This window comes from Flavobacterium sp. CFS9 (assembly GCF_041154745.1).
In the GTDB taxonomy this organism is placed as follows: Bacteria; Bacteroidota; Bacteroidia; order Flavobacteriales; family Flavobacteriaceae; genus Flavobacterium.
Window position 1 is genome coordinate 4,384,157 of record NZ_AP031573.1, and the last position, 19,468, is coordinate 4,403,624.

General features: G+C 34.4%; 17 protein-coding genes. 5 read left to right on the forward strand and 12 right to left on the reverse strand.

The annotated features are described in order from the left end of the window. Positions 1-6 precede the first annotated feature (6 nt). The 3 genes from ACAM30_RS18495 to ACAM30_RS18505 all read right to left on the reverse strand — a co-directional run bounded on the left by ACAM30_RS18495 (position 7) and on the right by ACAM30_RS18505 (position 5,780). Entirely contained in the window at positions 7-3,726 is a 3,720-nt protein-coding gene (locus ACAM30_RS18495) for a SusC/RagA family TonB-linked outer membrane protein (protein WP_369616043.1), read from the reverse strand. Between the two features lie 236 nt (positions 3,727-3,962). Then, a complete protein-coding gene (locus tag ACAM30_RS18500) occupies positions 3,963-5,078 on the reverse strand; it encodes a FecR family protein (protein ID WP_369616044.1) in 1,116 nt (371 codons plus the stop codon). A 90-nt stretch (positions 5,079-5,168) separates the two neighbouring features. Then, positions 5,169-5,780, reverse strand: coding sequence for an RNA polymerase sigma factor (locus ACAM30_RS18505; protein ID WP_369616045.1), 612 nt, complete (start codon positions 5,778-5,780; stop codon positions 5,169-5,171). A gap of 507 nt (positions 5,781-6,287) precedes the next feature. Between ACAM30_RS18505 and ACAM30_RS18510 the strand changes: the two genes are divergently transcribed. Beyond that, complete coding sequence (locus ACAM30_RS18510) at positions 6,288-6,707, forward strand: XRE family transcriptional regulator (RefSeq protein WP_369618666.1); 420 nt, start codon at positions 6,288-6,290, stop codon at positions 6,705-6,707. A 421-nt stretch (positions 6,708-7,128) separates the two neighbouring features. Here ACAM30_RS18510 and ACAM30_RS18515 read toward each other — a convergent pair whose 3' ends face one another. The 9 genes from ACAM30_RS18515 to ACAM30_RS18555 all read right to left on the reverse strand — a co-directional run bounded on the left by ACAM30_RS18515 (position 7,129) and on the right by ACAM30_RS18555 (position 15,329). Further along, a complete protein-coding gene (locus ACAM30_RS18515; protein WP_369616046.1) occupies positions 7,129-7,557 on the reverse strand; it encodes a hypothetical protein in 429 nt (142 codons plus the stop codon). Positions 7,558-7,698: 141 nt separating this feature from the next. Continuing rightward, positions 7,699-8,571, reverse strand: coding sequence for a succinate--CoA ligase subunit alpha (gene sucD / locus ACAM30_RS18520; protein WP_369616047.1), 873 nt, complete (start codon positions 8,569-8,571; stop codon positions 7,699-7,701). 84 nt (positions 8,572-8,655) lie between these two features. Next, positions 8,656-9,018, reverse strand: coding sequence for a nuclear transport factor 2 family protein (locus tag ACAM30_RS18525; RefSeq protein WP_369616048.1), 363 nt, complete (start codon positions 9,016-9,018; stop codon positions 8,656-8,658). 1 nt (position 9,019) lies between these two features. Further along, complete coding sequence (locus ACAM30_RS18530) at positions 9,020-9,949, reverse strand: UDP-3-O-(3-hydroxymyristoyl)glucosamine N-acyltransferase (protein WP_369616049.1); 930 nt, start codon at positions 9,947-9,949, stop codon at positions 9,020-9,022. 112 nt (positions 9,950-10,061) lie between these two features. Beyond that, entirely contained in the window at positions 10,062-10,628 is a 567-nt protein-coding gene (efp, locus tag ACAM30_RS18535; protein WP_053471427.1) for an elongation factor P, read from the reverse strand. Between the two features lie 148 nt (positions 10,629-10,776). Then, positions 10,777-11,562, reverse strand: coding sequence for an acyl-ACP--UDP-N-acetylglucosamine O-acyltransferase (gene lpxA / locus ACAM30_RS18540; protein ID WP_017497513.1), 786 nt, complete (start codon positions 11,560-11,562; stop codon positions 10,777-10,779). A gap of 73 nt (positions 11,563-11,635) precedes the next feature. After that, entirely contained in the window at positions 11,636-13,024 is a 1,389-nt protein-coding gene (locus ACAM30_RS18545; RefSeq protein WP_369616050.1) for a bifunctional UDP-3-O-[3-hydroxymyristoyl] N-acetylglucosamine deacetylase/3-hydroxyacyl-ACP dehydratase, read from the reverse strand. Further along, the gene (lpxD, locus tag ACAM30_RS18550) at positions 13,017-14,060 is read right to left on the reverse strand and encodes a UDP-3-O-(3-hydroxymyristoyl)glucosamine N-acyltransferase (RefSeq protein WP_369616051.1); all 1,044 of its coding nucleotides are present in this window, start codon (positions 14,058-14,060) and stop codon (positions 13,017-13,019) included. Before lpxD ends, ACAM30_RS18545 begins: the two co-directional genes overlap by 8 nt. Before the next feature lie 39 nt (positions 14,061-14,099). After that, entirely contained in the window at positions 14,100-15,329 is a 1,230-nt protein-coding gene (locus tag ACAM30_RS18555; RefSeq protein ID WP_369616052.1) for an HD domain-containing protein, read from the reverse strand. 222 nt (positions 15,330-15,551) lie between these two features. On the opposite strand from ACAM30_RS18555, the gene ACAM30_RS18560 reads away from it, so the two are divergent. The 4 genes from ACAM30_RS18560 to ACAM30_RS18575 all read left to right on the forward strand — a co-directional run bounded on the left by ACAM30_RS18560 (position 15,552) and on the right by ACAM30_RS18575 (position 19,433). Beyond that, positions 15,552-17,105, forward strand: a complete 1,554-nt coding sequence (locus ACAM30_RS18560; protein WP_369616053.1) for a PglZ domain-containing protein — start codon at positions 15,552-15,554, stop codon at positions 17,103-17,105. Between the two features lie 112 nt (positions 17,106-17,217). After that, positions 17,218-17,625 (forward strand): tRNA (adenosine(37)-N6)-threonylcarbamoyltransferase complex ATPase subunit type 1 TsaE, encoded by a 408-nt coding sequence (gene tsaE / locus ACAM30_RS18565; RefSeq protein ID WP_369616054.1) that lies wholly within the window; start codon positions 17,218-17,220, stop codon positions 17,623-17,625. Positions 17,626-17,676: 51 nt separating this feature from the next. After that, positions 17,677-18,147, forward strand: a complete 471-nt coding sequence (locus ACAM30_RS18570; protein ID WP_369616055.1) for a GNAT family N-acetyltransferase — start codon at positions 17,677-17,679, stop codon at positions 18,145-18,147. Between the two features lie 86 nt (positions 18,148-18,233). Then, complete coding sequence (locus ACAM30_RS18575; protein WP_369616056.1) at positions 18,234-19,433, forward strand: alanine dehydrogenase; 1,200 nt, start codon at positions 18,234-18,236, stop codon at positions 19,431-19,433. The last annotated feature ends 35 nt before the right edge of the window (positions 19,434-19,468 follow it).

The following is a 19,468-nucleotide window of genomic DNA, read 5'->3' on the forward strand; positions in this document are numbered from 1 at the left end:
TAAATTTTAGAATGAAAGATTAATTGCAAAAGTATACTGAGCCGTAATTGGGAAAGCAACCCCGCCCGTATTACGGAATTCAGGATCTTGTCCGTTTAATTTTTTGTCTGAATAAATCAACCATGGATTAACTGCCGAACCTTTTAAAGTAAAACTGCTTAGACCTAACTTTTTCTTAAAATCACTAGGGAATTCCCATCCCAATGATATATTTTTTAATCGTACAAAGTCACCACTTGCAATTCTCTGATCAGAAAAATTATAGGTGTTGTATGCAATTTGTAAGTTATTAGCTCCGTAATTTCTGTTCAACAATTGATCCGCAATAACCGGTACATTTGTATATTGTTCATCACCTGGATTAATCCATCTGTTAGCAAATTCTTTTGTGAAAACGGTCTGATCCGTGTAAACATTATTGTACACAGGATTCAGTCTAATTTTGTTTCCTCCCGATCCTACTATAAAAACATATAAGGACCAGCTTTTATAACTAAAGGTATTGGCTAAACCGATCGATTTATTTGGTTCTACAGATCCTTCGTATTTTAAATACTTACTAACATCATTCGTATCCTGAAAGTTAGCTTCCGTGATATTGTTTTCAGCTCCATCCTGCAATTTAAAGGTTGGTAGACCTTGATTATTTAACCCCGTAAATTGATAAGAATACAATGAGTTTCTAGGGTGTCCCACTGTGTTGCCCCCATTTGCAGCGATCAAATTGAATACTGACGGCTTATTGGCCAGTTTTGTAATTTTTTGATCGTAAACAGAGAAGTTTAATGTTGTAGACCATTTAAAATCTTTAGATGCAATATTTTGAGTAGTTACACCAAATTCGATACCTTTAGTATGCATATCGGCATTATTACCCTGTTTTACACTTTCTCCACCTACACCGGATGTAATTACATAATCAATAAGATCAAATGCTTTACGACTGTAAATATCGGTTGTTACCTGCACCCTGTTTCTGAACATTCCAAGATCAAGACCAATATTGGTTTCAAATTGTTTCTCCCAAGTCAAATCTTTGTTTTGCAAATTAGAGATACGAATTGCATTTTCTCTGTCCGCTGTATTGAAACGATCTGTGATAAAGCTTCTATAAATGGCTAAGGAATTTGTTGCAGGTCCTGCAGTGGCAGTCAAACCATAAGAAGCTCTAAGTGCTAATGTGTTAACGGACTCTACATTTTTCATGAATTTTTCTTCTTTAATGTTCCATTTACCACTCAAAGTGTACGTAGGCAGCCATCTGGAAGAACCTGTATCGCCTTGTCTGTTAGATCCATCATAACGACCTGTAATCGATCCTGTATAACGACGATCGTACGTATAACCAATTTTTCCAAAGAAACCAACGGTACGTTCTCTTTCAGCACCAAAATCATAATAAGAATTCCCTTCATTTACCAGTTTCTCAATCAATTTTGGCTCAATAAAAGGGGTAAGTCCTTTTTGAAATTGAATTCCGGCCGCTGTAAAGTTGTCATTATTTCTATCTACTGATCTGAACTCAGTTCCAAAGAAACCTTCAATTTCATGTTTGTCATTTAACGTATTTCTGTACGTAATGCTATTTCTAACATTGTAAGAAGTTAAGTCATCAGTAAACTTACGCAAAAAACCACCATTGGGTAAAACCGAAGTTTTTAGTGCCGTTAAATCATTTGGATTCTGATACAAAAATACGTTGGCATTTTGAATCAAGGCATTCGGATTTACAGTTATACCAGCATTATAAGCTCCAACAACATTTGAGTCTTCATAGATTCTGTGCTCTCGTGATGTGTTGGCATAACGTGCTGAACCGGTAAAGTTGTAGGTTAAATGTTTATTGATTTTGTAATCTATGTCTGCCTGAAAACGAATATCATTTACTTTAATACCAAGTGTATTATTTTGTAATTCTTTAATGATATTCATTGGTGCCCAGTTGTTTTGATAATACTCATAATTACCGTTTTCATCATAAGGTCTTAGTGTTCTGCTCGTACTTAAAACATAATTAAACGGGTTAATATCAAAATCTCTGCTAACTTTTCCGAAAACCACATCGTCTTTACTTTCATACGCACCAGGGGCTCCCTGATCACGGATAGAAGCAAGAGTTGATAGGGTAATGTTTAATCTGTCGTTAATATAGAACGTTCCTTTTAGGTTTGATGATAATTGTTTGACATTATCAGCAATAGACCATCCCGGATCAGTATAGTATCCCAGAGAGCCATAAAATGTGTTGTTTTTACCTCCGCCTGAAAAGCTTAAGGAATGGTTTTGAGTAATAGAAGGTCTAAACAAAACTTTAAACCAGTCTGTATTTCCTAATTCGTACTTTCTCAAAAAATCATTAATGTAGGGCTGCTCATTTTTGACTCCATATTGTCCGTTAGTTTGATCGTAACGATTTATTTCTCTGGCTAGAATACCATAAACACCGCTAAATCTGGCAGTTAAAGAAGAGCTTTGATCCAGGTAACCTTTGCCTCTCATCTCTTGAAAAATACTCATCGATTCCTGAGAATTTAGAATATCATACTGAGTATAACTCGGTACAGTTCTAACTGTATTTTCAAGAGAATAGCTCACTTTAAGGGGAGAATCTCTACGACCTTGTTTAGTAGTTACTACTACCACTCCATTTAACGATCTTGAACCATAAATTGAGGTAGCAGATGCATCTTTAAGAATTTCAATGCTTTGAATATCATTTGCATTCAAACCAGCTACAGCAGAACTTAATAATGTTGCAGAATTTCCAGAAGCTAAATCAGCAAATGAAACGTTGATAATATCTTCCTGAACAACTCCATCAATAACCCATAATGGTTTGGTGTCTCCAAAAATAGAAGAAGATCCACGAACTGTAATTTTAGGTGTCGTACCAAAAGATCCGGTAACGTTTTGTACAGTAACACCGGCAGCTTTACCTTCAATCATTCTGCTTACATCTACAACACCATCGACTTTCAATTCACTGCCGGAAATTTTACTGATTGCCCCCGTAAAAGTTCTTTTTGAAGTTTTTTCGTAACCTGTAGTCACTACAACTTCCTTTAGATTTTGTCCTGCTTCATTTAAAACGATAACCGGATTTGTATTACTTATTCCTATTTCTTTTGTTTCCATTCCAACATAAGAAATAATTAAAGCAGTACTATTTGGCGGCATTTCGATAGAAAATTTACCGTCAAAATCGGTTAGTACCGCAATCTTAGTTCCTTTAGCCAATACAGTAGCTCCTGGTAATGGGCTTCCACTAACATCGGTAACTGTACCCTTAATAATCGGACCTGCAGCAGTTAAGCTCTCAAACAAAGAATTATTTGATTCAACACCTGTAAAAGGATCTGACAAAGCACTTTTTTGCAAAATAATCTGATTACTTACTTCGGTATAAGTGATATTAAATGGTAGTAAAATTCGATTCAAAATACTAGACAAAGTTTCATCATTAGCATCTATGCTAACTTTCTGATTTAGTTGTGGTAATCTTGAATTGTAAGAAAATTTTACATTTGCAGACTTTTGTAATTTAGACAAGGTATTGTCTAAAGTTAAATTTGTAATATTAATTGTAACTTTAGTATCTAATTTTTTTTGTCCATTTACATCATTTGCCATGGCAACACTTGAAAACACAAGTGCCAGAACAAACTGAAATAGTGTTATTTTCATGATTCGATGGAGTAATCGTTGTTTAACAACTGGTTTTTTCATAATTTTGATTCGTTTTGATTAATACTGTTCGAGTGTATTTTAAGAAACATTATCAATTGCTCTTTACAGAGAGTAATTTGATTCCTTTAAGTGTCGATAATGTTACAGCATTTCGGCACTTTTTTTCTGCATTTTCTTTTACATAGGCATTTTAATTATTTTTTGTTTTGGTTATTTTGGTTGTTCTATTCTTTTATTTTTAAATTTTACTCTATAATTACAGTTATACAGTAAGATTAATTGCATCCGCTAGATTTTATAATAATCTGATTTCCAATCATTTCAAAAGAAGTATTATTACCAATACTATTACAGACAATTTTTAATTTTTCCATTAAGGGCTGATCACTTAAAGAAGTGGTAAGGTGACAATCTTTCAGCTTGTTTTTTGGATAATCAATATCTACCAGATAAGCCTGCTCTATCGTTTCAAAAATTTGTGATACAGGAATATCAGTAAACTCAAAGCTAAGCTGTTCAATATTTCCAACACTACGGGTAAGGACTATATCCTGCGTGATATTTGTAATTTTATTAAAACTTAAATCTTTTCGTTGAAAACGTAATGCCTGATTAGGTAACAAAACAACTTCATCATCATCTGACTTAGCCACCAAATTGTTTGATTTTACCTTTACTTTACCAGTACGAACCAAAACTTCAACATCAGGTTGGTCAGAATAGGCCTTAACTCTAAAACTAGTTCCAACTACCTTCGTAATAATTTCATTGGCGTAAACGAAGAAGGGTTTTTTTGGATTTTTACTAATTTCAAAGAAACCTTCGCCAGATAAATACACCTTTCTTTCGTTTCCGGTAAAGATCTTTGGATAGCTAAGTTTACTATTAGGTTGTAATAGAACCGAACTACCATCAGATAAAGTAATAATTTGAGCTTTGTCTGAATTATTGGTTTGTTCAACCAATCCTTCATTGTTTTCACTAATCAACTCATTATAGGTTACTTCTTTACTATTAGAGATTATTTGATTGTTATACAACCAAACTGTTCCTAAACCAAGAATTAAAGCGGCGGCAATACCACTAAGAAAATATTTCTTAAGAAATTTTATTTTAGAACTTGAGGTTGAATTGTTCTGATTCTCTTTCTCTTCGATTTTAATCCAGGTGGCCTGCAAAGCATGATGAAGATCTACAGGAGATATTGGCTGGTCTGGTACTTTCATAGCCAGCAACAATAATCTCGCGTCTTCTACCAGTTTAGCACGCTGACGACTCTCTAAAGTCCATTCTTCCCAACCATCATTGTCTATTTTGGATAAAATCCATGACTGAAATGATTCATCAGATAAGAAATCTTCAATTTCGGTATATTTATTACGTTTTTGCATTTAGAAATAGGGTTACAAAAACATAGAGGACGGCTTTCTTGTTATATACTCACCAAATTGTGATTTTTTTTTAATTCTGTATAAAAAAAATTAAAAAGTAGTTGAGGAAAGGAGAAGAATTAACGAAACACTACCCTTCCATTCCTTGCGAAGAGTAAGTAAACCGCGGTGTAGTAAGTTACTTGCTGATTGATAATTTACCTCCAGCATATCGGCAATTTGATCGACCGTTAAGCCTTGATGGTATCTTAAATACAAGGCCTCTTTTTGTCGTGCTGGTAAATTGTTCAGTAATTTATTCAAATGAATTACTTTTTCTTTTGTAGCATAATCGTCATCCATCAGATCATGTTCTACAGAGAATTCTAAAAGAAAAGAAATTGAATCTGTGCTTGCAGACTTGCGAAAAATATGATCACGCTCGTATAAACGTGCGATACGCTTGCGTACACTTGACAATAAATAGGCTTTTACTACAACTGAACTTTGAAGACCGTTCTTGTAAACCCAAATATCTGTAAAAACATCCTGAACACAATCCTGTACCTTTTCGGCATTCGGAGAAAGTGAATTTCCGTAATTGACCAAATCACCATAGTATTTTTCAAACAACAGAGAGAATGATTTTTCATCTCCATTTTTCAAGTTAGTCCAAAGCGTAAGATCGTCCGATGTTTTGAATTGTAGAGTTTTGGTATTCATATAAAATCGCAATAGAATTCTTGAAAATAAGCACTGGTTTTTAACATAAAGAATAAGATTTTTTAACACTATTCTTTAGATCTATGCGATAAATATATAAAAGCAAACATATAAAACAAATTTTTTAATAGGAGAAAAATAAACATTTAACATCTGGAAAGAGCTTTTTTTATTGACTTAACGGGCTTTAGCATATAAAAATAAAATTAAAGTTATTCTTCTATTTTTTTTCAAATGTCAGATTTTATCGCCATAGTTTCTTTTGGTTTTTTTTAACATTAGCTTAAATGATCATTTGTAAATCATTTTAAATTAACACCTGTCCTTTCAAAAAAAATTTATCATAAATACTAATATCAAACTAGAGAACATTGAGCTGAAGCAGTACTGGATTCGGTATAATATCTGACAAAAAGGATGTTTTACCGGATATTTTTTTATCTTTGAAATTCAGGATTTTTAATCCAAATGACTTTATCTTTGAGCCTTTAGAAATTAATATTCAGTATAGGACAGAAAATACATCAGGGAAGAAACGTAAAACGTTTTAGAGAAATGCTTAATATCAAACAAGAAGCATTAGCTTATGATCTGGGAGAAGACTGGAATCAGAAGAAAATCTCTATGCTGGAGCAGAAAGAAGTAATTGAAGAAAGTTTATTGAAACAAATTTCCGTACTACTAAAGATTCCGGTTGAAGCTTTTCAGAATTTTGATGAAGAACAAGCGATAAATGTTATTGCAAATACTTATTCATTCCAGGATTTTAAAGATAATGCTGTCGCTTCTGGATTTAGCTACCAACCCTCTTTCAATGCTATTGATAAAATTGTTCAATTTTATGACGAAAAAATTACGTTATACGAGCGTATGTTGAAAGAGAAAGATGAAATGATGTCAGGATTTGAAAAATTAATCAGCAAATAATTATTTATAAACCTATATTGAGTACACAAGCGTAGTTTTAAAGACTTGCTCTGAAAGAGCCATAGTAATAGAATAGTACAAAGCACTATTGCATGGTAAAACATTTTTTTTTCAAGCCCAGAAAGGGCGAAAGCCAAATCTCAAACAAAACGCATTTATAATTGTGGCCTAAGCATGCTCTTGCCCCCTCAGGGTAATGTGTCATATTCATTTAGTCATAGTGCGTTGCAGTATGTTTGCGCTTTAGGGCTTACAGCTCATTTAATCCAAGGGTTTTGTAGGAAATATAATATCCTTTCTATAGCAAATATTAGCGAAGCGCCTTTTAAAAGAGCATCAAATCTATGGCTCTATGTGTTAAAAAAAAGCCTCACTAAAATATTTAGCAAGGCTTTAGACGATTTTATATTGAAGTTTTCTTTTAGAAAGCTACATTCCATCTTGGTAATTTTGCATTTTCATCTAAGAAATTTTGCAAAACCTGTCCTTCTACTGTAGTTGGAATCCCTTTTGAATCTGCATTGAAAGTTTCGAACCAAACTACTTCAAGAGCAGCAATGTTTTCTAATTTCATTTGTGCCGGCCAGGAGTATTTTCTTCCTGTTTTTGCAAATTGATGTCCGTTTATAATTTTATCGTACAATCCGCCGTTTTTGCTTTTCAAAGTACCATCATTCTGAACAGTTCCTGTAGATCCTACCATGATCAATTCTTTTGCATTTCCTTCAACTGCATAAACTACAAAAACACCTGCACCGCCTTCCGGAGCGTTGCAAACTTGTTCTAAACTGTCTTCAATTGTAAAAGTAAAGCTGCTGCTTACTTTAAATTTTTCTAATTCTTTGTACATATTTCTTTTTTTAGCTTCTAAGGTACTGAGGTTCTTAGCAACTAAGTTTTTTCTATTTATACCCCAGCATTTTAAAATGTAAAAAAGTCTCAAGTGATATTGAGACTTTTTTTTGGAATTTATTATTTTAAATACCTGAGATTATCCAAGTACTTCTTTTACTTTTTTACCAATTTCAGCTGGTGAATCAACAACGTGAATTCCGTTGTCTCTCATGATTTGTTTTTTAGCAGCAGCAGTATCATCAGAACCACCAACGATAGCACCTGCGTGACCCATTGTTCTACCAGCAGGAGCAGTTTCTCCAGCGATAAAGCCAACAACTGGCTTACGGTTACCATCAGCTCTCACCCATTTAGCAGCATCAGCTTCTAATTGACCTCCGATTTCACCAATCATAATGATGATTTCAGTTTCTGGATCGTTCATTAATAATTCAACTGCCTCTTTAGTTGTAGTTCCAATAATTGGATCTCCACCAATACCAATAGCAGTAGTAATTCCTAAACCTTGTTTTACAACCTGATCAGCAGCTTCGTAAGTTAAAGTTCCTGATTTAGAAACGATACCAACTGATCCTTTTTTGAAAACGAAACCTGGCATAATACCAACTTTAGCTTCACCCGGAGTAATTACACCAGGACAGTTTGGTCCGATTAATCTTGAATTTCTTTCTTTAACATAGTTATTAGCTTTAATCATATCTGCTACAGGAATTCCTTCAGTAATAGCAATAATTACTTTAATTCCAGCGTCAGCAGCTTCCATAATTGCATCAGCAGCAAAAGCTGGCGGAACAAAAATGATAGATGTATCAGCTCCTGCTTGTTCGACAGCATCTTTTACTGTGTTAAAAACCGGACGGTCTAAATGGCTTGTTCCTCCTTTACCCGGAGTTACTCCACCAACAACATTTGTACCGTACTCAATCATTTGAGAAGCGTGGAAAGTTCCTTCGCTCCCTGTAAATCCTTGAACAATTATTTTGGAATCTTTATTAACTAAAACACTCATGATATATATTTTATGTAGTTTTTAAAATTGTGATGCAAAAGTAAGGTTTTGTAACGTATTTTAACCTTTTTGTCTTTAAAAAAATTAAGAAAATTGACTCATTTGAAAACCGCGATATAATTTATCATCTTTTATTTGCCAAATCGTGGCAAAATGAGCTAATAACATTTCTTCTCTCGGGTTCTCAATCGTTTTTACAAAGTGAGAGTATCGTATTGAAACTAAGTCTTCTTCGGCAATGATGTGGCTAATTCTAACCTTAGAACGTACATAAGCACGGCTAAGCTCGTTTGCCATAGCTATCATAGAATCATAATCCATCTCAATTAATCCTTTGGTGCTGTTCCAGTCCAACTTTACTTCCGGATGCAAGTAAGTTTTCATGATTTCGCTATCAATTAAGGCATCTGACTTGTAAAATTTTTGAACAAATTCTTTTATAGACATATTACTTCAATTTAGTTAGAATTTCAGGAATCTTTTTGATATTGGCCATTTGTTTTAACTTTTCTCTCGATTCTTCGATTGGAGTTCCGAAATATGATTTTCCTCCTTCAACTGATTTGGTAACTCCTGTTTGTCCCATAATAACAGCCTTCGCTCCTATTGTGATGCCACTGGTAGTTCCTACTTGTCCCCAAATGGTAACTTCATCTTCAATTACCACGCAGCCGGCAATACCGGTTTGTGAAGCAATTAAACATTTCTTTCCAATTACTGTATCATGCCCCACGTGTACCTGATTGTCCAATTTTGTACCTTCGCCAATAGTAGTATCGCCGGTAACACCTTTGTCAATCGTGCAAAGCGCTCCTATGCCAACATTGTCTTCGATAACGACTCTTCCTCCGGAAATTAACTGATCGAAGCCCTCTGGGCGTTTTTTGTAATAAAAAGCATCGGCTCCCAGAATAGTTCCGGCATGAATCATTACATTGTCACCAATTACAGTATGATCATAAATAGTAACATTTGGGTGAATCAGACAGTTTTTACCAATGGTAACGTTGTTTCCGATAAAACAGTTGGGCTGAATAACAGTACCTTCTCCAATCGTAGCTGAGAGTGCAATCGATACATTTGTGCCTTGAAATGGTCTGAAGTGTTTGGTTAAGATATTAAAATCTCTGAAAGGATCATCAGAAATTAAAAGGGCTTTACCTTCCGGACAATCTACTTTTTTGTTAATTAAAATTATAGTAGCCGCCGATTGTAAAGCTTTGTCGTAATATTTAGGGTGGTCAACAAAAACAATATCTCCGGCTTCAACGACATGTATTTCGTTCATGCCTAAAACAGGAAAGTTTTGATCACCAATAAATTCGCAGTCAAGCAAATTTGCAATTTCTTGTAAAGAATGACTCTTTGGAAATTTCATATTCTATAATTAGAAAATTTGTCAATTAGAAAATGTGTCAATTGGCAAATATGTCAATTAGATTTTTTTTAATTATCTAATTGACACATTGACAAATTATCTAATTTAAGAACTACTCCTTTACACGCTCCATGTAAGAACCTGAAGCGGTATCAATTTTGATTTTATCACCTTCGTTAATAAACAAAGGAACGTTTACTGATGCTCCGGTTTCTACTGTCGCATTTTTAGTTGCATTTGTAGCTGTATTTCCTTTTACTCCCGGCTCAGCGTAAGTAACTTCAAGAACTACAGATGCCGGCATATCAACAGATAAAGGTAAATCAGTTTCTGTATTGATCTGAACCATTACATTTGTTCCTTCTTTCAACAAATCCGGAGCATCAAGGATATTTTTGTTTAATGAAATTTGCTCGAAAGTTTCAGCATTCATAAAATGAAACTCATCTCCTTCTGGGTATAAAAACTGAAAAGTATGTGTTTCAACACGAATAACATCAATTTTGTGACCTGCCGAAAAAGTATTGTCTAATACTTTACCAGATGTTAAACTTTTTAATTTAGTTCTTACAAAAGCAGGACCTTTTCCAGGCTTAACGTGAAGAAATTCAATGATTTTATAAATATCGTGATTAAATTTAATACACAATCCGTTTCTAATATCTGATGTAGATGCCATTTTGTTTTATTTTAGATTTTAGAATGTAGATTTTAGATTTTAGATTTTCAAATCCTAAAATTTACATTCCTTTTTTGTTTAATTATTATGTAATCATTTTATTGTTTATTCGAATAAACGATTCAACAAATAAACGATTAAACTTATTCTAATAGTTTCCGGAATACCCCTTCATGATTCCTCTCGATGAATTACGGATAAAGTCCAGAATTTCATCTCTCTCAGGAGTTGCTTCCATTTCAGCTTCAATAATACTTAAAGCTTGTGTTGTGTTATAGTTCTTTTGGTATAAAATTCTGTAGATTTCCTGAATTTCTCTGATTTTCTCAGTGCTGAAACCTCTTCTTCTTAAACCTACTGAATTGATTCCTACATACGACAACGGCTCTTTTGCTGCTTTTGTATAAGGAGGAACATCTTTTCTAACCAAAGATCCACCTGAAATCATAGCATGATCTCCGATATGGATAAATTGATGAATAGCTGCCAAACCACCGATTACGGCATGATTTCCAACAACTACGTGTCCTGCCAGTGCAACACCATTTACGATGATGGCATTATTACCAATCTCACAATCGTGTGCAATGTGAGCATAAGCCATAACCAAACAGTTATTTCCGAGAATAGTCTGACCTGAGGCAACTGTACCTCTGTTGATCGTAACACATTCTCTAATCGTACAGTTATCTCCAATAATAGCAAGAGAATCTTCTCCGCCAAATTTCAAATCTTGTGGTACCGCAGAAATAACCGCTCCCGGAAAAATATTGCAATTTTTACCAATACGGGCCCCTTCCATGATCGTCACATTTGAACCAATCCAAGTACCATCACCAATAATAACATTATTGTGAATTGTTGTAAAAGGCTCAATTACAACATTTTTAGCGATTTTAGCGCCAGGATGAACATATGCTAATGGTTGATTCATATGTGTTTTTTATATTTTAAATTAAAATAATCTAATTTGGGCAACAAACCTAAACAATAAAATTGATTAATTATTATTGTTTTCTTGCAATTTGGGCCATTAATTCTGCCTCGGTCACCAATTTCCCATTTGCGTAAGCATTTGCCTGCATATGACAGATTCCTCTTCTGATTGGAGAAATCAATTCGCATTTGAAAATTAATGTATCACCCGGCAATACTTTGTGTTTGAATTTGACATTGTCAATTTTCATGAAATAAGTCAAATAATTTTCAGGATCCGGAACGGTGCTTAAAACCAAAATTCCACCTGTTTGTGCCATTGCTTCCACAATTAAAACACCCGGCATAACCGGTGCCTCCGGGAAGTGTCCAACAAAGAAATTTTCATTCATGGTTACATTCTTCAAACCAACCACGTGACGATCAGACATTTCTATAATTCTGTCAATCAACAAAAATGGAGGTCTGTGAGGAAGCATCGCCATGATTTTATGAATGTCCATCAAAGGCTCCTGATTTAAATCATAAACAGGTACATGATTTCTTTGCTCTATTTTGATAATTTTAGCTAACTTTTTAGCAAACTGTGTATTTACAAAATGTCCAGGTTTGTTAGCAATAATTTTCCCTTGTATACGAACTCCGATAAGAGATAAATCTCCAATTACGTCAAGCAATTTATGTCTTGCTGCTTCGTTTGGATAATGTAAAGTCAAATTATCAAGAACACCATTTGGTTTTACCGAAATTTCATCCTTTCCGAAAGCCTTCTTTAAATTCGCCATTGTAGATTCAGAAATTTCTTTGTCTACATAAACGATTGCATTATTCAGATCACCGCCTTTAATTAAGCCATGCTCTAGTAATGACTCTAATTCGTGTAAGAAGCTAAAAGTTCTTGAACTCGCAATTTCACTTTTGAAATCAGCTATACTTTTCATAGTAGCATTCTGAGTACCTAAAACTTTAGTACCAAAATCCACCATTGTAGTCACCTGATAGTCATCGCTAGGCATAACCAAGATCTCGCTTCCGGTTGTTTCGTCTGTAAATGATATTACTTCTTTTACTACATAAACGTTACGTTTAGCGTCTTGCTCTTCTATTTCAGCTTTTTCAATTGCTTCCACAAAATATTTTGAAGAACCATCCATGATAGGAAGTTCTGAAGCATCTAATTCTATAATAACATTGTCCAGATCACATCCAACTAATGCCGCCAAAACATGTTCAGGAGTTTGAATTTTTACGCCAAGTTTTTCTAAATTAGTACCTCTTTGCGTATTAACAACATAATTAGCATCAGCCTCAATGACTGGCTGTCCTTGCAAATCTACTCTTACAAAAGTGAAACCATTATTTATTGGAGCAGGTTTAAAAGTCATTGTAACTTCTTTCCCAGTGTGTAATCCAACGCCTGTTAGTGAAATTTCATTTTTGATGGTCTTCTGTTTAACCATTATTTCCATTTTTTGGGTTTATTATTTGTTTTTTTAATTCTTCTACTTCGGAAACTATTTTAGGCAGATTCTTGAAATGAACATACGATTTGTTAAAATCAGTATATCCAAGAGACGGTGTACCCTGCAATATTTCATCATCTTTAATGTTTCTTGCAACTCCTGATTGAGCCTGCAATCTTACATTGTTACCTATGGTCAAGTGCCCTGCGATACCTACTTGTCCGCCAATCATACAGTTTTCACCAATTTTAGTTGAACCGGCCACACCTGATTGCGCTGCAATTACAGTGTTTTTACCAATTTCAACATTGTGTGCAATCTGAATCTGATTGTCCAGTTTAACTCCTTGTCGTATAATAGTCGAACCAAGAGTCGCTCTGTCGATGGTAGTATTAGCGCCAATATCAACGTTATCTTCTATAATAACATTACCAATTTGTGGCACCTTACTGTATACTCCTTCGTCATTTGGTACAAAACCAAAACCATCCGCACCAATAATAGTTCCGGAATGAATGGTACAATTGTTACCAATTATAGTTTCGGAATAAATTTTAGCACCTGCAAAAATATACACATTATCTCCAATTACAACATTATCTCCAATAAAACTGTTCGGATAAATTTTTACATTATCACCCAAAACCACGTTCTGTCCGATATAACTAAAGCTTCCTAAGTACAGATTCTCTCCATGTTTAGTTCCTTCAGTCATAAAAGACTGTGCTTCTATACCGTTTTTATTTAATTTAACCTGGTTGTAAAAATGTAAAAGTTTAGAAAAAGAAGCATAAGCATCTTCTACTTTTATTAAAGTTGTAGTGATTTCCTGTTCCGGAATAAAGCTATCATTAACAATGGTTACAGATGCTTTTGTAGTATATATGTGGTTGATATATTTTGGATTGGCCAAAAAAGTAAGCGATCCCTCCTCACCTTCTTCTATTTTAGATAACCGAGAAACTTCTACATTGGGATTCCCAACAACTTCTCCTTCTAAAATTCCCGCTATTTGTTCTGCTGTAAATTTCATTGCGACAAAAATATAAAAAATAGATTTTAAATGTTAATTTTAGATAAGTTGTTTTGGGAAACAGATGTAATATTTTGTCACCAATTTAGATAATGACCTCAAATTCAACTGGTCAGATGCTTCAACAACATCTTCAATTGTTTTGTCTTTTTTCAAAATTCGTATAGGTTCAGCTTCTTTGCTGTAAGCCTGATTTTTAATTTTTCCGCCAAAAATAAAATAACCGGCTTCTAATTGTGTAATATGGTGTTCGTTAGCAAATTCTTCCTTCAGAGATTGTAATTCTTCCGCGGGTATTTTTTCTGCCGTAAGCTTAATTTTAAGTAAGTCTCTATTTATTAGCATTTTACTCAAAGTCGAAAGTATAAAATCATTGTGCTTTTGCCAGGCTTTTAAAGCGCTAATAATATCAAAATCATCTAATTGAGAGAATAAATCCAATTTTTCGGCATCAAAATCCTCCAAAGTGACCCTGTTCTTCATAAAATACAAAAGTGGATCACTGCACGGCAGAATTACACCTTTTAGAGTAAGTTCTTTAGCTCTTTTTAGTACTTTCATCAAAATCAGCTCGGCTACCAAACTTGTTTTATGCAAATAAGCCTGCCAGTACATCAATCTTCTTGAAAGCAGGAACTTTTCGACAGAATAGATTCCTTTTTCCTCAATTACCAAAGTACCGTCAACAACATTCATCATCTGAATCAAACGTTCAGAGTTTACATTACCTTCTGCTACACCGGTATAAAAACTGTCTCTTTTTAAATAATCCATTCGATCCATGTCCAACTGACTTGAGATCAGCTGTAGCATAAATTTTCGATGGTAATCGCCTTTAAAAACCTGAATAGCGAGACTCAGCTTCCCTTCGAACTCTTCATTCAAGCGATTCATAAACAGTAATGAAATGGCTTCATGATGCACATCTTCTACAATGCTTTTCTCCATAGCATGCGAAAAAGGCCCATGACCAATATCGTGCAGTAAAATAGCAATATAAAGCGCATTTTCTTCTTCGGTTGAAATCGCAACTCCTTTAAAACGAAGTGTATCTACTGATTTTTGCATTAAATGCATACACCCTAAGGCATGATGAAAACGCGTATGATTGGCTCCCGGATAAACCAAATACGACAAACCCATTTGCGAAATACGGCGTAAACGCTGAAAATACGGGTGCTGAATTAAATCGTAAATAAGTTCGTTCGGTATGGAGATAAACCCGTAAATGGGATCATTGAATATTTTTAACTTATTGATATGAGTCACTATTTGGTTATTTTTAGGTGAACAAATATAAGTAATTAACCATAAACAACTTTGCGTTTTTTACTTAAAAATCAACAAATGTTCCCTTTGAAAATCAATATAATAACATTACATTAAAAAGATTTTCAGAAAAATTAACCATTCTTAATTCTGAATTTTATACTATATTTAATACTTTTTAAGTTCTATACTTCTAAATTGCATTAAAAATTAAAATCGTTTATGGACAAAATAAAAATACTTTGGGTCGATGATGAAATCGATCTTTTAAAGCCACATATATTATTTCTGGAGAAAAAAAACTACGCTGTAACCACCTCTAACAATGGTTTAGATGCAATTGCACTTTTTGAAGAAGACAACTTTGATATTGTTTTTCTAGATGAGAATATGCCCGGAATGAGTGGTTTGGAAACGCTTTCGGAAATGAAAGAGAAAAAATCAGCTATTCCAATGATTATGATCACGAAAAGTGAAGAGGAATACATCATGGAAGAAGCTATTGGTTCTAAAATAGCCGATTACCTCATAAAACCGGTAAATCCGAATCAGATTTTGTTAAGTCTGAAAAAGAATCTCGATCATTCAAGACTTATTTCTGAGAAAACGACTTTGGATTATCAAAAGGAGTTTCGAAAAATATCCATGGAACTTGCTATGGTCAACTCTTTTGAAGATTGGATTGAACTTTACAAAAAACTGCTTTTCTGGGAATTAGAACTTGAGAATATTAACGATCAGGCAATGATTGAGATCCTTGAATCTCAAAAAGTAGAAGCCAATTCGCAATTCGGAAAATACATTGAGAGAAACTACGAAGACTGGTTTGCTCCAAAGGCGGACAAACCTATTCAATCGCACAATTTGTTTAAAGAATTAGTAGTTCCGGAGATCAAAAAGAAGGACAGGCCTATCCTTTTTGTGGTAATTGACAATCTGCGTTACGATCAATGGAAATCTTTTGAAACCGTAGTTTCCAATTATTATAAACTGGAAAAAGAGGTTCCGTATTTCTCTATTCTGCCAACTGCTACACAATATGCCCGTAATTCAATCTTCTCTGGTTTATTACCGATAGAGATGGAAAAACAGTTTCCTCAATATTGGAAAAACGATGTTGAAGATGGCGGGAAGAACCTTTTTGAAGCCGAATTTCTGTCAGCGCAATTAAAACGCTTAGGCTTAAACATTAAAGAAGATTATTTCAAAATCACCAACTACGCAGGCGGAAAAAAACTGGCAGAAAATTTCAAGGCTTTAAAAGGAAACGACCTTGTAACCGTAGTTTACAACTTCGTAGACATGCTGTCACACGCCAAAACTGAAATGGAAGTCGTAAAAGAACTGGCCTCGGACGATAAAGCTTATCGTTCACTTACTTTGAGCTGGTTTAAAAACTCCCCTCTTCTTGAAATTATTCAGCAGGCACAACTTTTAGGATTCAAATTGATTTTAACAACAGATCATGGCACTATAAATGTAAAAAATCCATCGAAAGTGGTTGGAGATAAAAATACAAGTTTAAATTTGCGCTACAAAACCGGTCGTAGTTTAACATACGAGCAAAAAGATGTATATGTCGTTAAGGAGCCTAAAACAATTGGTTTGCCGGCAATTAATATGAGCAGTTCGTTTATTTTTGCTAAAAACGATTACTTTTTGGCCTATGTAAACAACTACAACCACTATGTGAGTTATTATAAAAATACTTACCAGCACGGAGGAATTTCGTTAGAAGAAATGATTATTCCGTTCTTGGTATTTAATCCGAAATAGAAAAAGTTCTCAGTAACAGTTTTCAGTTTCCAGTTTTTAATTTACGGTCTCATCTGTAAACTGCGACTGAAAACTGAAAACTGCCACTGAGACTAATTAAAACAAACAAGAAATGAATATCGTTTTTTCATTAGATCAAATCAAAGAAGTAGCAACACAAATTTTAGCAGCAAATCCAAAAAAAATCATTCTTTTCAATGGAGAAATGGGCGTTGGAAAAACTACCTTAATCAAGCAATTATGTAAAAGTTTAGGAGTTCAGGACGCAACCAGTAGTCCAACTTTTTCTTTAGTTAATGAATATAATACTTCTGACAATCAAACGGTTTACCACTTTGATTTTTATAGATTGAACAAAGAAACCGAAGCACTCGACATGGGAGTTGATGATTATTTGTACTCCGGAAACTGGTGTTTTATTGAATGGTCAGAAAAAATCGCAAGCTTACTTCCGGAAGAAACTTCAACCATCACAATTCAACTTTTGGCAGACGGGAAAAGAGAATTAAAATTATCCTAAGACCATCAACAGAAGTCGAAAGGTCTACTTAAATACACTAAGAATACAGAAATGAATACCCAAAATACTGTAGAAATAATCTCTTTTTCACCTGATTTAAAAGAACATATTAAGATCCTAAATCTGGAATGGCTTAAAAAGTACTTTAAAGTAGAGGAACAAGACGAAATAGTACTTTCCTCCCCTCAGGAAGAAATTATTGATAAAGGCGGGTTGATCTTCTATGCCAGGTACAATGATGAAATTATTGGAACTGTTTCTTTGATGAAAGCCAGCGAAACAAGCTTTGAGCTGAGTAAAATGGCTGTTTCAGATCAGGCGCAGGGCCTTGGGGTTGGAAACAAACTGCTAGCACACTGCATGACTGTTGCAAAAGAAAACAATATTAAAAAACTGTTTTTGTATTCTAACCGTATACTGCTTCCGGCGCTTCATTTGTATCAGAAGTTTGGTTTTACTGAAGTTCCTTTGGGCGATGTAAGTTATGAAAGAGCGGATATAAAAATGGAGAAAATTCTGTAATAATTCTTAAACAACTATTAGCAGAATTTTTACATTGATTTTAAAACTTTTTACGTAATTTGTACTCTTAATTTTTTGCACAACCCATGTCAATTACCTTAACTCCATTTACGAAACAGCAATTGTTGCCACAAGAAGAAAAACTTGAAATTGGCCGATTCAAAAGTGAACTTTTTATAGGGATTCCTAAAGAAACAAGTTATCAGGAACGTCGTATTTGTCTGACTCCGGATGCTGTTAGTGCGTTGACATATGAGGGACATAGGGTAATGATTGAATCAGGAGCCGGAGAAAGCTCCAGTTATACCGATAAAGAATACTCAGATGCAGGAGCTGAAGTAACAAGTGACACGAAGAAAGTCTTCGGCTGCCCAATGCTTCTTAAGGTAGAACCTCCTACAACCGCCGAGATTGAAATGATCAATCCGGAAACTATTTTAATTTCAGCTATTCAGTTAAAAACTAAGAAAAAAGCATATTTTGAAGCTTTAGCGCAGAAAAAAATAACGGCTTTAGCTTTTGAATACATAAAAGATGAAGACGGTTCCTATCCTGCCGTAAAATCGTTAAGCGAAATTGCAGGAACAGCTTCTGTTCTGATTGCTGCCGAATTAATGATTACGGACGAGTTTGGAAAAGGCCTTTTGTTTGGTAATATTACAGGAGTTCCCCCTACAGATGTTGTGATTCTGGGTGCCGGAACCGTTGGTGAATTCGCCGCAAAAACAGCTATAGGACTGGGAGCAAATGTGAAAGTTTTTGACAATTCCATTACTAAATTACGTCGTTTACAGAATAGTCTTAACCAGCGTATTTTCACTTCGACTGTCCAGCAAAAAGCATTGTTAAAAGCTTTAAGACGTTGTGATGTTGCGATTGGTGCCATGCGTGGTAAAGAACGCTGTCCTATTATTGTTACAGAGACAATGGTTGAACACATGAAAAAAGGTGCTGTCATTGTAGATGTAAGTATTGATACCGGCGGATGTTTTGAAACTTCAGAGGTTACCACTCACGAAAAACCAACTTTTATAAAAAGCAACGTGCTGCACTATTGTGTACCTAACATTCCTTCCAGATATTCTAAAACAGCTTCATTGTCCATAAGTAATATCCTTACTCCTTATTTGCTTCAAATTGCGGAAGACGGAGGTTTGGAAAGTGCTATACGATGTAATAAAGGATTAAAAAACGGAATTTACATGTATCATGGAATTCTAACCAGCAAAGCAATTGGCGAATGGTTTGATTTACCGGATAACGACATTAATTTACTTGTTTTTTAAGGAAACTTTAGTGTACCTTTGCAAAAATTATTTTT